We start from the raw sequence: 15,662 nt of genomic DNA, 5'->3' as shown, positions 1-15,662 counted from the left end.
GGCAATCACATGAAAAGCAAACTGAAAAGTATCGTGTTACTGGCCGCTCTCTCTATGGGCGGCCTGACGGCACAAACGTACGACTATCCGTTTCGTAATCCGGACCTTCCGTTGGATGTCCGGGTACAGGATATCATTTCCCGTCTGACGCTGGAAGAAAAAGTCCAGTTGATGAAACATGCCGCCCCGGCTGTTCCCCGTTTGGGTATTCCTGCTTATAACTGGTGGAACGAAGCGTTGCATGGCGTGGCTCGTACGAAGGAAAAGGTGACTGTTTTCCCGCAGGCGATCGGTATGGCTGCCACCTTCGACACGGAAGCTCTTCAAAAGATGGGAGATATGACCTCTTCGGAAGGACGCGCCCTGTTCAATGAAGACCTGAAAGCAGGCAAGACCGGCGAAATCTATCGTGGACTGACTTATTGGACTCCGAATATCAATATCTTCCGTGATCCCCGCTGGGGACGTGGACAGGAAACCTATGGCGAGGACCCGTACCTGACAGCCAAAATGGGTTCGGCGATCGTCCACGGCCTGGAAGGAAATAATCCGGAGTATCTGAAATCGGTGGCTTGTGCTAAACATTATGCCGTACACAGCGGTCCTGAACACAACCGCCATTCTTATGACGCCCGTGTTTCCATGTATGACCTTTGGGATACTTACTTGCCCGCTTTCCGGGAACTGGTGACTAAAGCGAAGGTACATGGTGTGATGTGCGCCTATAACCGTTTCGAAGGAACTCCCTGTTGCGGGCATAACGAGTTATTACAGGATATTCTTCGTAACCAGTGGAAGTTCGATGGATATGTGACGTCCGACTGCTGGGCGGTCAGTGATTTTGCCAAGTATCATAAAACACATAGCAACGATACGGAAGCCGTAGCCGATGCCGTTCTGAACGGTACAGACCTTGAATGCGGTAATCTTTATCAGAAATTGCAGCAAGGGGTGGAGAAAGGCTTGATCTCCGAGAAAGATATCAATGTATCTTTGGCTCGCCTGTTCGAAATCCAGTTTAAGCTGGGTATGTACGATCCTGCTGACTGCGTGCCTTATGCATCTATTGGTCGTGAAGTGATCGAATGTGATGCCCACAAAAAGCATGCCTATGAGATGGCGCAGAAATCAATGGTGTTATTGAAGAATAATAAGAATATCCTGCCGTTGAATGCCTCCAAGATCAAACGTATCGCCCTGATCGGTCCGAATATGGATAATGGCAGCACGCTGTTGGCTAACTATTTTGGTACGCCGAGCGAAATCATTACCCCGTATAAGAGTTTGCAGAAACGCTTTGGTAACAGTATTCAGATCGATACGCTGACAGGTGTCGGTATTGTTCAGAAACTCGAAGGTGCTCCTTCTTTTGCCCAGGTGGCTGCTCAGGCGAAAAAAGCAGACATTATCATTTTCGTGGGTGGTATCAGCGCTGATTACGAAGGCGAAGCCGGTGATGCCGGAGCTGCCGGTTACGGTGGGTTTGCCAGCGGTGACCGTACAACGATGAAACTGCCTCCCGTGCAGACCGAACTGATGAAGGAACTGAAAAAGACGGGCCGTCCGCTAATCCTGGTCAATATGTCCGGTTCCGTGATGAGCTTCGACTGGGAGAGCCGCAATGCCGATGCGATCCTGCAAGCCTGGTACGGCGGACAAGCTGCCGGCGATGCCATTACCGATGTTCTCTTTGGCGACTATAACCCGGCCGGCCGTATGCCGTTGACTACCTATATGAATGACGAGGATCTTCCGGATTTCGAGGATTATTCGATGGCAAACCGTACGTATCGTTATTTCAAAGGCGATGTAAGATATCCGTTCGGCTATGGCTTGAGTTATACTACCTTCGGGTATGCTCCTTTGCAGAATGCCTCCACCGTCAAGACCGGAGAAAGCATTCAGGTAACCACAATCGTAACGAACACCGGAAAGCGTGCCGGCGACGAAGTGGTTCAGTTGTATGTATCCCATCCGCAGAACGGCAACACCCGTGTCCCCTTACGTGCCCTGAAAGGTTTCAAACGTATTCATCTGGATACAGGTGAAAGCCGGCAGGTAACCTTCACCCTTTCTCCCGAAGAACTGTCTTTGGTGGATGAAAAGGGTAACCAGGTCGAGAAAGAAGGCACAGTCGAATTATATATCGGCGGCGGCCAGCCTTATAAATCGGAAGGTAGCTTCGGGGAACTGAAGATTGAAGGGGAGAAATATGTAGTTTATTAATTTCTATTGCATATCACAACTGTGCTCCTTTCATATCACAGTTGGATTCCGTTTGTTTCACAGATGGATTTCTTTTGTATCACAGCTGTGATATGCAAAAAGAATCAGATGTAAATAACAAGGGAAAGCAGGCAAACAGCACTGCCTCCCTTGTAATAACCAATAACCGAAAGGGAGATAGAACACTCCGGTATACGAGCTTGCAGGCGATTGATCCGTTTTCATATCTGTTGGGATCAATTACTGCAAGCTTTGTTATTTTTATCCCGATATTGATTGTATAATTATTTATTTACTTATTTTTGCGCGGGGATATAAGGAGATGAGACATCCGCTTTTTACTATTATATACAGAGAAAAAACTATATTGCTATGATTATTAACGAGAGTACATTCAAAGATGCATATAATGATTATTTTGAAATTATATGCCGCTTCCTGAATTATTATACCCGTGATTATCAGGTGATAGAAGAAGTTGTGCAGGATGTCTTTGTAAACCTTTGGGAAGATTATGAAGGAAAGGACGTTCAGTACATCAAGACCTTTCTTTATAATAGTGCCCGTAATCGTATGTTGAACTACCTGCGTGATGAAGAAAACCACAATGTCTTGTTAGAGAAATGGGCCCGCATCGAGTTGGAGAAGAACGAATCCATAGATTGTGTTGACCGGGAGTTATTCTATCAACTATTGCAAGCCGCCGTTGAGTCTTTGCCGGAGAAATGTAGAGAAATATTCATCTTGAGCCGCGAAGAGCAACTAAGCTATAAAGAAATAGCACAAGTAAAAGATATATCCGTAAAGACTGTTGAAAATCAGATGGGGATAGCACTTAAAAAGATCCGGGAGTATCTGGCTGCACACTCTGATGAAACCATTGCCCTTCTCTTCCTTTTACTGAAACTGACAGAAGAATAAAAAAATATTCATATCCTTTTGGGGGTTTTGTCCCTGCCCATGTGTCTACTGAATAAAATAGCAGAACATGGATAAAAAACAGATACCTTACGAACTATTGGCGAAATACCTCTCCCGGCAATGTACGACCGAAGAGCAGGAACAGGTTATCCGCTGGCTTGATGAAGAGCCAGGACATCACCTTTTACTGGATAAGTTAAGAAAGCAGTGGGAAGCTGTCCGTTTGGACACTTCTGCTTATGTGATACCGGATAAGAAAATGGTTTGGGGAAAGATACAGGACCGTATCCGACATAAAGTGAAACTGGTTCCGTTGTATTCACGTTCCCTGTTGATCCGCGTCTCTTCCGTTGCGGCTGTCGTAGCGTTGGTTCTGGGTTTTGCTTTGTCTTCTCTGATCAATAACCCGGAAAAATCCTGGCAGGCTACTCAGTTTGAAAATGTGATAATAGCTCCTCCCGGACAAAAAACACAGCTTGTCTTGCCCGACGGGACGCTTGTCTGGTTGAATTCCGGTTCCCGTTTATCTTATAATTATCAATATAGTACATACGACCGTGTCGTCAATCTGGAAGGAGAGGCATTCTTTGATGTAAAGAAAGATACTCAATATCCATTTATTGTGAAAGCCGGGGAAGTAGATGTCAAAGTGCATGGCACGGCCTTCAATGTCAGTACCTATGCGGATGAAGAAAATATTATGGTTGCCCTGCTTCGTGGTAAAGTAAGTCTGTTATCGGCTACTGGCCAGAATTTGTTGACTTATTTATCTCCTAATCAGGAAGCTATAGTTTCTAAGAAGAATTTGTCTTGTCGGGTTGAATCCTGTGATGCGGAAATCGAAGCCAGTTGGCGGCATAACCTGTTAAAGTTTGATGGTGCTCCAGTGGAAGAAGTATGGAAGAAATTGGAGCGTTGGTATGGAGTGGATATTACATTATCTAATGTGGATACCCTTAAGTCTTATTGGTTTACAATTAAGACGGAATCATTGACGGAATTATTAGAGATGATCAATAAGATATCTCCGATAGAGTATAAACTGAACGGAAAGGAGGTGACGATCAGATATAAATAGAGAGTCTTTTATCAGACGTGTTTTGCCTTATGCGTAAAAGGCACAGAGACCCCTAATCTCCATGCCTTTTGAAATATATATACCTGTACTTTTATCCTGCCGAAAATTAGACAGAATAACTAATTGATATATAAAGGCAAAGATATAATATATTTTATAATCTTAAAGCTATTACATAATGTTTAAATTAAGAAGGAAGTTAATTCCGTTATTACTTGCGTTATTTATATTCAATTCTACTTATGCCCAAAGTGAAAAAATTGATTTATCAATAAAGAATGAATCGCTTCGGCAGTTAATTAAACAGATAGAAACAAAAACTGATTATTCCTTTATGTTGGATCAGACAGTAGATCAGTCACAAAAGGTATCAGTGGAGGCTCGCCAGGAAAGTCTGGATGCTATTTTGAAAAAAGCCTTTGCGGGAAAACAAATCAGCTATGAAGTGGTAGGGAAACAGATTATTCTGAAGATATCGCGTAACAGTCAAAGTAGTCAATCCCGAAAAATTAGTGGTACAGTCAAGGATCAGAATGGGGAATCTGTTATCGGAGCGAATGTCTCTGTAAAAGGAACGACAATTGGAACCATCACTGATATTGATGGAAATTTTATCTTGGAAGTGCCGGAGAATGTGGTAATTCAAATTTCCTATATAGGATATATTACCCAGGAGATCAGTTTGGGAAACAAAGAACATTTGAATGTTCTGTTGAAAGAAGATTTACAATCTTTGGATGAGATCGTTGTGATCGGTTACGGAACAGCTAAAAGAAAAGATTTTACAGGTTCCGTATCTTCCGTCAAGCTGGAGAATTCTCCTATTTCTTTGGTGACAAATACAAATGCATTGGAATCCCTGAAAGGAAATGTGACCGGACTTGATATTGGTGCTACAAATACGGCCGGGGGAACTCCTTCTATGCAGATTCGCGGACAGAATTCCATATCTGGTTCAAACGATCCGTTGGTGGTAGTAGATGGAGTTATATTTATGGGAAGTGTTAATGATATTAACCCTAATGATATAGCTTCTTATGATGTCCTGAAGGATGCTACTTCAGCTGCTGCATATGGTTCCCGTTCTGCTAACGGAGTAATTATTATTACAACTAAAAAAGGTAAGCAAGGTAAGCCGGTCATCCATTTTAATGCAAAAGGAAGCATGCAGTCGTGGCATCTTAAACCGGAACTGATGAATGGCGAACAGTGGCTTGATGCAACTTCTGCGGCAAACGGATATTCTGATTATAGTTTTTTGGTTCCTCAGGAAGAACTGAATTTGAATTCAGGGAAAGAAATCAATTGGCTGGATGAAATCTCACGGACAGGATGGACCCAGGATTATCAGGCTGCCGTATCCGGAGCAGGGGATAGAATGAATTACTATTTGTCTGCTTCTTATACTGAGAGTGGTGGTGTGATAAAAGGAGATGATTATGAACGTGTTTCGGTATTGGCTAAGGTAGATACCGATATTACAAGTTGGCTGCAGATCGGTCTTGATGCTGCATATACCCGAACAGATTATTCCGGCCTTGGCGCTAATATCTGGTCTGCTACAATATTATCTCCGTATGCAATGATGTACAGACCGAATGGGATGCTTGAAGCTATACCTGACGGTACACGTGGTAGAGGTAATCCTTTGTGGGGGATCGATGATGAGTCGAAGAAAGAAAATGTAGATTTTCGTGATAATCTTCGTGCAAATGCATATGCCGTAGTTAAATGCCCATGGATTTCCGGTTTAAGTTACCGTTTCAATTATGCAGGAAATCTTAATTACAGGAAGTCCGGTGACTTTACGCATGAGTCATACAATGTTCCGGTCGGATCGTATGATGATGATTCGCGTTACTCTGTTGCAACTCAAAATAGTTATTTAAGTAGTGCCGGAGGTAGTATGGCAAACGAAAGAACAACCAGTTATGTGATTGATAATATTTTAAATTATAACCAGGTATTTGGAAAACATAGCATTGATCTGACAGCTGTAGCGACTCGTGACTATCAGAAGTATGAATCTCAGACTTTGTCGGGTAGTGACTTTGCATCGAACGGGAATACGGCTTTAGGGTTGAACGGCCTTCATTACGCTTCTACACAGAAAATTTCTTTGAATAACTGGAAAAGAACGAATATCGGATATTTTGGACGAGCATCTTATTCGTTTGACGACACTTATTATATGACAGCATCTTATAGGAGAGATGGTTCGTCTGTTTTTGGTGCAAATAACAAATGGGGTAATTTCTGGGCCATAGGAACAGCCTGGCGTATCACCAATGAACCGTTTATAAAAGGTGTGGCTTTTCTGGATGATATGAAGATAAAACTTTCATGGGGTAAAAACGGGAATCAGGGTTTAACACAATATTCCACATTGTCACAGGTTGCAACCGGCCATTCCGGGGGAATATATTATCCTTTTGGTAATTCTGGAAAACCGTCATACGGTATTAACCAGAGTACTATCGGTAATTCAGACTTGGGATGGGAAACAACCGAAGCATGGAATATGGGATTTGAATCAACCTGGTTGAATAGCCGTTTGTTTGTCGATGTAGATGTTTATTTCTCTAAAACATATGACCAGATCTTCTCCCGGTCGATTCCTGTTATGACGGGATTTGCAAGTATGTATTCTTCTATGGGAGAAGTCAAAAACAGAGGTGTGGAAGCTACTGTACGGACTGTCAATATTCAGAATAAGGAATTTAACTGGACTACGGGACTAACATTCTGGTTGAACCGTAATAAGTTGGTTCATCTGTATGGTGAGGATCTTGATGGTGATGGAAAGGAAGATGATGATATTGGAAATGGCCTGTTTATAGGGGAGTCGATACATTCTATTTTCGGATATGAACAGGATGGAATTGTTCAGACGGATGATACTGAATATATGAAAGCCAATGGTGTTTCTGCCGGAACTCCTAAGTATGTGGATAAAAACAACGATGGAGTGATTAATGAAAAAGATCGTTCTATCATAGGGAATAAAGCTCCTAATTTCAAACTAAACTTAAGTAACACTTTGCAATATAAAAACTGGGAATTATATGTTATGATTGCCGGTGTATTCGGAGGTAACGGTTATTATCAGGCCGGAAATACGAACGCTTATATAACAGGCGGGGATAGAAAGTGGTTTGCCTCCAACGGTCTGTATATTCCTTATTGGACAGAGGCGAATCCGAGTAACAAATATCCGTCTGCAACTTTTACAGGAGATAGCTATTTCCTGGGATTACAAAGCCGAGCTTATGTTCGTTTGCAGGATGTAACACTTTCATATACATTCAACCAACCATGGGTGAAGAATATGGGAATTAATAATTTTAAAATGTTCATTACAGGGAAAAACCTGGCAACGATTACCGGCTGGGACGGTGGTGATCCGGAAACCGGTAGCACTGCATTGAGTCAGACATATCCGATAATGACGAACGTTTCTTTGGGTTTGAATTTAAGTTTCTAAATTTTACTTTATAAAACAATGGAAAGAACATATATATATAAAACGTTATTGCTATTAATGACAATCTTTACTGTCGTTGGTTGTGATGATAATAAATTTCTGGAAGAAGATCCTGAAACATTTTACACAATCGACAATGTATTTACTACCTCCGAACAGGTAGATCAAGTACTTACTACTTGCTATATCAAAGTACATAATATATATTGTCCTTATAATAACTTTGGGGAATTGAATTTGTGGTCGTATGGAATGGGAAACGGAACTGATGTGCTGGATGTACCGACTATACGTTATTCTTACCGGTTTAATGATTACAGTATAATTAATTCGGAATATGGGGTATTCAAAGATACATATGCCGCATTTTATTATCTGATTAATGCTGCCAATACCGCCATTTATGCCACAAATTTAGAGCATATAATGTGGAATTCGGAATCCGACAAAGCTTATATCATTGCTCAGGCCCGATTCTTCAGAGCTTTTGCTTACAGAAATTTAGGAGAACTATTTGGAGGAGTTCCGTTGGTAACAGAAATAACTTCTACTCCTAAATATGATTATAAACGTTCGACACGTATGGAGACCTATCAATATGCTATCGATGAAATGGAAGATATCATAAACGATTTGCCTGTTACGACAGCGGAAGCCGGACGTTTGGTAAGGGCGGCTGTTCAGCATAATCTTTGCCAATTGTACATTGATAAGGGAGTGTTGCTGGAAGCGGAAGGCGGTGATGCTGCCAGTGCATATAATAAGGCTATTTCGTATGCCAATGATGTTATAGATTCTGGTACTTACAGTCTTATGACAGAGCGCTTCGGTGCACGTAAAAATGAAGGTCCGGAGTTCTATTATGCAACTTCGGCAGTAGAACAGACTGCTGACCGGACTTATTCATCAGCAGGTTATCCTATAGAAGGAAATGTTTATTGGGATCTTTTCCAGGTAGGAAATCAGGATTATCAGGATGGGAACACTGAAGCTATATGGTGTGCTCAATCAGATTATGAGGTATATAAGTCCGACGGAAGTTTGGCTTGTTTGGATTACCCTGCTATTTATGGACCTGTTTTCAGAGATCAGGGAGGAGCGCATATCGGTGGTCAGATGGAAGACGTCGGGGGTTTTGGTTGTAGCCAGGTAACTCCTACTCCTTATTCTCGTGATGGTATTTATGAAGGAAAATGGGGTGAAGATATACGTAATTCGGAGGCTGTTTTACGCCGTGTTTTTTTGGGAAATATAAAAACATCCGAATACTATGGAAAACAGATTCCATGGGATGTTCTTTATAAAAAAGATCAAAATGGTAAATATGACGATGGTGCTTACACCTTGATATATCCGATATCATGTAAAATAGGTCCTGATTTTTATACATTGGCGGCTGATGGTAGGGTATTGCGCAGCATTTTCCGTGATGATTATCTGATACGTTTACCCGAAACCATTTTATTGCGTGCCGAGGCTAAATTGAGAGTCGGAGACAAGTCTGGTGCCGCATCTGACATAAACATGTTACGTTCACGGGCAAAATGTAGTTACCTGGTGACTGCTAATGATGTTAGTCTTGATTTGATCCTTGACGAGAGAACCCGTGAATTGATGTATGAAGAGAGTCGTTGGAATACTCTGCTTCGCATGGGAGGAACAGTTGCTGCCGATCGTATAAAAAAATATTCATATTGGGACTATCCGAGATTAACATTGACAAAACCCTTTAATCTTTGGCCTATTCCTCAAACGGTTATTGATACGAATAAAGATGTAGTACTGGAACAAAATCCCGGTTGGTAATAATCTTGTCGTCATTTAAAGACAAGAATAAATTAGTAAAGAGGTTTCCCGTGGTCAAAAGGGAAGCCTCTTTATATGACCAGATGTTTATGATTTCGAATAAAATACAAAATAATAATTTATTTATGAGGAAGATAGTCGTTCTTCAAATAGTTGCTTTTTACTTTTTTTCCTGTCTGGTAACTTATGCTCAGTCACAAAGATATAAGGGATATCCGAAAAAAGATACGGATATCTTTTCTGAATTTGCCAACCCTCCGAAGGGATATGGAAACGTTCCTTTTTATTGGTGGAATGGTGATAGTTTGAATAAGGAAAGAATGAAAGAACAGCTTGACATTTTATCTGCATCTGCGACAGATGGTTTTGCTGTAAGTTATATACACATGGACCCTGAAGTGGATGTTGGGGAAATGAAAGACGGATATGGACTTTCCGGAAAAACAGAAGCAGGAAAGCCTAAGGTGTTCTCCGGAGATTGGTGGAATTTCTGGAATTGGTTTGCCAAAGAATGTTCCCGGAAAAACATCGGTTTAGGTATGGATGATTATACCATAGGATGGATTGGCAATGGATATTATACGGATGAGTTGTTGAAAGAAGAAAAATTTCAGAATTATCAAGGTGACTTGGAGATTGTGTCTGATTCTGTTCGGGGAGGGACCACTTTTATTCATGACATTCCGGAAAGATTGGTCGGTGCTGTTGCCTGGCCAGGGAAAATAGATCTGACAGAATATATATCAGGCGGAAAACTTTTGTGGAGAGCTCCGGAAGGGAAAGACTATAAAGTATATATTCTTTCAACGAAAAAAAGTCATTTGTTGCATCCGGATATCGGAAGAGAATATGTGAACGTGTATTTCGATCGTTTTGAAAAGAATATGGGAGATGCAGCTTCGGGGGGGATGAACTATTTTTTTCAGGATGAATTGTCTTATCCTATTAAAATAGGGTCCTGGTCGGAGGACTTTAAGGAAGAATTTGAAAAAAGGAAAGGGTATGATATCACACTTTATCTTCCTGCTTTGAAAGAAAGTATCGGAGATATAACGCCAAAGATACGTTTGGATTATTGTGATGTATTAATGGATTTGGCGGAAGAACGCTTTTTTCAGCCCATTTATAATTGGCATGCTTCACGCGGTTTGATTTATGGAAGCGATAATTTTGGACGTGGAATGGAACCATTGGCATATATTGATTATTTCAGGGCTAATTCTTGGTACACAGCTCCGGGGAATGATGCTCCATCGACCGGCTCTAGTTTTTTGCAAACGAAAGTATCCAGTTCAATAGCTCATTTATATGAACGTCCGCGAACATGGCTTGAGGCTTTTCATAGTATGGGATGGGGAAGTACGGGCTCATGGCTGACCAAACAAATGGACCATCATTTTATGGCAGGTGGAAATTTAGTCTGTATGCATGGATTATATTATTCCACACATGGTGGTTGGAGGGAATGGGCTCCGCCTTGTTTTCATTTTAGAATGCCTTATTGGCCACATATGAAACAATGGCTTCAATATACAGAGAGATTGAGTTTTCTGATGAGTCAAGGTACTCATGTCTGTGATATAGCCTTGATGTATCCTACGGAATCGATGCAGGCCTATCCGGATGCTAACACAAAGATTGCGTTTGAACAGGCAATGAAACTTAGTAATTCCGGTTTGGATTATGATTTTATGGATTACAGGTCCTTGCAAAAATCAAAAGTAGAGAACGGCTGTTTGAATATCTCGGGAGAAAAGTATCGTATATTGATTTTGGCAGATATGAAAGCGATGCATTATTCTTCTTTATTAAAAATACGGGACTTTTATCGTTCGGGAGGGATAATAATAGCAACAGGCGAGTTGCCGAAGGCCAGTACCTGTATGGGAGAAAACGATTCGAATGCGGATGCAATAATCCGGGAAGTATTCGGTGCGACATCCCTGGAAGTTTCTCAAGGAAAGAAAGTAAAGAAACAGGTTCATGATTCGGGGGGAGTAGGATTGTATATGTCGGAGGATAAGGTGTCGGAGCAGATAAAATCTTTGATTGTTCCGGATTTTATATCAGGTACCGGAGAAGGGAAGGTTTTACATAGATATGTGGGAGAACGTGATGTCTATATGGTTATGGACGTGCCTGAAGGTACAGAATGTTTTTTCAGAGCTACGGGTAAAGTTGAACTTTGGAATGCTTCTGACGGAACAATCTCCGATTATCCGGTTGTTCGCCAAACAAAAGAAGGAACATGGCTCCGATTGGATAAAGAGTCGGATAATTCGTATTTGTTTGTCTTTTCAAAAGGAACACCCATTGTAATGCCTGAAGGCAAAAAGGAATCGAAGTTGATATACCGATCCTTAATTACAGGTTTGTGGGAGACGGAATTGTTGCCGACATTAGATAATAAATGGGGGGATTATCGTTTTCCGGCTTCGGATGTTATCGGTGCTGAGGCGCGTTCTTTTAAACATCGACCGGCTGCTTTTTCTCCTCAAAACTGGATGTCGACAGATTTCGATGATTCGGAATGGCCTGAAAGTGTGTATGGGTTTGGACCTCAATTTGTCACAGAATGTACGTCCACGGATATCCCGTTGGATAATGTGTTACAAAGAAATGAATCGTCAGGAGATATGTTGGAGTTTTCATGGCAGTATGGTGTTTTTGACAATCCGGGATCACAAGGATGGCATGGTTTGAAAGGTAAAGTCAGCGACGGCTTTTTCATTTTGGACCAGGGAGCGCATCAAATATACAAAAGTAAAGTCTATGTCCCTGTAACAGGCTCATATAGGATCGAAATAGATGGTGTTCAACCTGATTCTCTTTTGATCGACCAGAAGCCTGCGAATGAAAATGTCTGGTTGGAAGAAGGATGGCATCCATGTACTGTAGCATATGCAAATACAGAGAAAGGTAAATTCAAGTTTCAGAAAGGTACGTATCGGGATTTTAGAAAGAGAAGTTCCGTTGTATTTTTCCCTGCATCATCCGTTACCCCGGCAAAGCCGTCTTCATACGACAAAATAATTTCTACACGCTGGGCTTTAGGAGATCATTTGTTGTATGATCCTTACGGAGGAGAGAATCTTACTTGGAATTATCGTTTTAATTCTGTTCCGGGAATGCAGGAAATGAACATGATGATAGCCGGAAGCGATTTGAAAGTATGGTTTAATGGGAAAGCAATAGAAAAAGGGAATATCCGATTTCTATCTGAAGATTCTTCGGGGATGAGAAAGTATCGGGTAATCTTTCCTGAGACCCGGAAGAAAGTTGGCCTGGTCGCTTTTTCGATCAAACGAAAACCCGGTTATCAGGGGACTGGTGTGATTTGTGAACCCGTTAAAATAAAAACAGGGAAAGGGCTTTTGGATGCCGGTAATTGGTCGGAGACCGGAGCCTTGAAATATTATTCAGGTGGAATGTATTACAGAAAGCAGATAACAATACCAAAAGCCGAAGCATCCGGTAAAGTCATTCTGGACCTGGGCAATGTAAATGCTTCCTGTGAGGTAAAAGTTAATGGTAAAGAGGTGGGCATACTGATGAGACCGCCATACAAAGTTGAGATAGGCAAGTATGTTAAACAAGGTGATAACCAATTGGAAGTCTTAGTTTATAGCACATTGTCGAATCATTATCAGACGATTCCGACTCCATATAGGGGAGATGGGGTTGCCGGACTTTTAGGCCCTGTCTCGTTGAGTATATGTGAATAATCAGAGAGCTTGTTATTATTGTAAAAGCAATAATAATCCACACAATAAGCAGCTATTTGCTATTTTTTATAGCGATAGCTGCTTTTATATTTGTGTTTGAAATGAAGAGACACATAAATCCCTTAGCGGAGCACAATTTATTTACAAATGAAGAAGATTTTAATACTATCCCTGTCCGTATTGAGTACACTCTTATTTTCTGCTTGTACGGATCAAGCTAATCAGCCGGAAAGTCAGGCAGAAAATATCATAGGAAAACACACCATCCGCTTTACGGAACCTCCTAAACGTATACCCGCACCGTATTCGGTCGATGCACCTTTGTTGGGGAATGGTTTTACCGGGGTAGCCTTGTCGGGAACACCGGAGTCGCAGGTCTTTTATGTCGCCAGGAATGATTTCTGGAGACTGAAGTCTGCTTTGGACGAATCATTTCCTCTTGTCCTGGGTAAGATAGAACTGGATATCCCTCAATTGAAAGATGCCTCCTATCTGGTGGAACAGCAGCTATATGATGCCGTATCGACCGCCCGTTTTACCAAAGGGGATATTTCCGTTTCCTATAAAGCCTTTGTTCCTGCCACGGAAGATATGTTGATTGTGGATTTGAATATGGAAGGGAATGGTTCTGTGGAAGGTACTGCCGGAATATTTTTCTTGGGAAAAGAAGAACAGATTGATAATCCGCCTCGTGAACGGATATTCTCCGATGTCAGGGAGCATGAGACGAAACCGAATGGTATTGAGTATCTATCCCGTGCCTTTGTAGACTCTGTCGATATACCGACTAAAGGAGCTATGGCGTTACGGGTGAGCGGATCTACGGATGGCAAATTCACCCTGGAACCGGGAAAAACGGTCCGTTTGGTGTGTGCCTTCTCCAGCAATTTCAAGAGTGACGATTGTGTGGCTACCGTCATAAAAAAAGTAGAAGACTTTACTCCGGCACGACAGGCTGAGATAGAGAAAAGCCATAAAGAATGGTGGCGGAATTATTGGGAAAAATCGTATGTCAGCATACCGGACAGTGTAATTGAAAAACAATATTATCTATCTCTTTACGGTATGGGTTCCTGTAGCCGGGATATTGATTTTCCACCCTCTATTTTTGGTACTTGGATCACGAAGGAACGTCCTTACTGGAATGGGGACTATCATCTGAACTATAACCATATGGCCCCTTATTATGCGCTTTACTCGGCAAACAGGATTGAGCAGGCTGATCCCTATATTTCCTCTATGCTAGCACAGATAGAGAGAGGAAACTATTACTCAGAGAAAGTCACCGGTATTCCGGGAGGCATTTTGCTGCCTGTAGGTGCGGGACCATTAGGTGTTGAGACGACCCGCAGGACTCCGTTCATGGATACCTATTATTATGACTGGATTAAAAGCGGAAATATAGAAGACGAAGGTATGTTCTGGGGACAAAAAAGCAACTCTGCCTATGCTGTTGTTAATATGTCTATGCAGTTTTATCATACCTGGGATGAAGCCTATACCCGGAAAGTGTATCCTTTCGTAAAAGGGGTTGCCACCTTTTGGGAGAATTACCTGACACGTGAAGGTGACCGCTATGTCATTTATAATGATGCGATCCATGAAGGTACGGTCGGGACGATGAATCCTATTCTTTCATTGGGACTGGTGCGGATGGTGATGCAGACCGTTTCTGACATGAGCGCTCTTTTAGGTGTCGATGAAGAAAAGAGAACACAGTGGCAGTTTATCAACGAGCATCTTTCCGATTATCCGTTGCAGGAGCGAAACGGTAAGACAGTCTTCCGGTATACGGAAAAAGGTTGCGACTGGTGGGACGGAAACACACTGGGAATCCAGCATATTTATCCCGCAGGCCAGATCGGTCTGAACAGTGATCCCAAGTTGCTGGAGGTTGCTTATAACACAGTCGATGAAATGCAACGTTGGCTGGATTCTAATGGAAGTAACAGCTTTTTCCCGGCAGCTGTGCGGATCGGTTATAAACCGGATAGCATCTTAGTTCGTTTGAACGCTTATTCAAAACATACTTACCCGAATGGATTCCAAGCAGGTAACCCGCATGGCATCGAAAACTGGAGCACGGTACCCAATACGATCAACGAAATGCTCTGTATGGGACACCAGGATATTGTCCGTGTCTTTCCTGTATGGCCTCGCGATAAGGATGCGTCGTTCCATCAGATCCGGGTAGATGGCGCTTTCTTGGTTTCCAGCGAACTGAAAGGCGGAGTAGTTACTTCTTTGACTCTTGTCAGTGAGAAAGGTCGCGATTTAACTTTGCAGAATCCGTGGAAAGGTAAGAAAGTCGAGATTACAGACTCGGTTGCCGGTAAGAGAACCGTGGACGGTGATTTTATAAAAATGAAGACAGAGGCCGGTCAGACGTACTTGTTTACAATGGCCGAATGAAATTAAGTCC

At 42.1% G+C, this 15,662-nt stretch carries 7 protein-coding genes; all 7 read left to right on the top strand.

All coding sequences use genetic code 11. The features are described from left to right. The first annotated feature begins 9 nt into the window (after positions 1–9). The 7 genes from NBH15_RS09925 to NBH15_RS09895 all read left to right on the top strand — a co-directional run bounded on the left by NBH15_RS09925 (position 10) and on the right by NBH15_RS09895 (position 15,652). Entirely contained in the window at positions 10–2,226 is a 2,217-nt protein-coding gene (locus NBH15_RS09925) for a glycoside hydrolase family 3 C-terminal domain-containing protein (protein WP_244050788.1), read from the top strand. Positions 2,227–2,598: 372 nt separating this feature from the next. Continuing rightward, the gene (locus tag NBH15_RS09920; RefSeq protein WP_010802056.1) at positions 2,599–3,147 is read left to right on the top strand and encodes an RNA polymerase sigma-70 factor; all 549 of its coding nucleotides are present in this window, start codon (positions 2,599–2,601) and stop codon (positions 3,145–3,147) included. A gap of 67 nt (positions 3,148–3,214) precedes the next feature. After that, complete coding sequence (locus NBH15_RS09915; protein ID WP_128133075.1) at positions 3,215–4,225, top strand: FecR family protein; 1,011 nt, start codon at positions 3,215–3,217, stop codon at positions 4,223–4,225. Positions 4,226–4,559: 334 nt separating this feature from the next. Then, positions 4,560–7,709, top strand: a complete 3,150-nt coding sequence (locus NBH15_RS09910) for a TonB-dependent receptor (RefSeq protein WP_250822583.1) — start codon at positions 4,560–4,562, stop codon at positions 7,707–7,709. 18 nt (positions 7,710–7,727) lie between these two features. Further along, a complete protein-coding gene (locus tag NBH15_RS09905) occupies positions 7,728–9,515 on the top strand; it encodes a RagB/SusD family nutrient uptake outer membrane protein (protein WP_250822582.1) in 1,788 nt (595 codons plus the stop codon). Positions 9,516–9,640: 125 nt separating this feature from the next. Then, positions 9,641–13,240, top strand: coding sequence for a glycosyl hydrolase (locus tag NBH15_RS09900; RefSeq protein WP_250822581.1), 3,600 nt, complete (start codon positions 9,641–9,643; stop codon positions 13,238–13,240). A 147-nt stretch (positions 13,241–13,387) separates the two neighbouring features. After that, the gene (locus NBH15_RS09895; protein ID WP_250822580.1) at positions 13,388–15,652 is read left to right on the top strand and encodes a glycosyl hydrolase family 95 catalytic domain-containing protein; all 2,265 of its coding nucleotides are present in this window, start codon (positions 13,388–13,390) and stop codon (positions 15,650–15,652) included. Positions 15,653–15,662 lie beyond the last annotated feature (10 nt).

The organism is Parabacteroides caeci (assembly GCF_023656795.1).
Lineage (GTDB): Bacteria > Bacteroidota > Bacteroidia > Bacteroidales > Tannerellaceae > Parabacteroides > Parabacteroides segnis.
This window is presented reverse-complemented; position numbering and strand designations above follow the sequence as displayed.

What these genes read in the sequence shown, in the direction of transcription:
- NBH15_RS09895 (WP_250822580.1), top strand. Translation starts at nt 13,388, where the DNA reads ATGAAGAAGATTTTAATACTATCCCTGTCCGTATTGAGTACACTCTTA.
- NBH15_RS09910 (WP_250822583.1), top strand. Translation starts at nt 4,560, where the DNA reads ATGTTGGATCAGACAGTAGATCAGTCACAAAAGGTATCAGTGGAGGCT.
- NBH15_RS09900 (WP_250822581.1), top strand. Translation starts at nt 9,641, where the DNA reads ATGAGGAAGATAGTCGTTCTTCAAATAGTTGCTTTTTACTTTTTTTCC.
- NBH15_RS09905 (WP_250822582.1), top strand. Translation starts at nt 7,728, where the DNA reads ATGGAAAGAACATATATATATAAAACGTTATTGCTATTAATGACAATC.
- NBH15_RS09920 (WP_010802056.1), top strand. Translation starts at nt 2,599, where the DNA reads ATGATTATTAACGAGAGTACATTCAAAGATGCATATAATGATTATTTT.
- NBH15_RS09915 (WP_128133075.1), top strand. Translation starts at nt 3,215, where the DNA reads ATGGATAAAAAACAGATACCTTACGAACTATTGGCGAAATACCTCTCC.
- NBH15_RS09925 (WP_244050788.1), top strand. Translation starts at nt 10, where the DNA reads ATGAAAAGCAAACTGAAAAGTATCGTGTTACTGGCCGCTCTCTCTATG.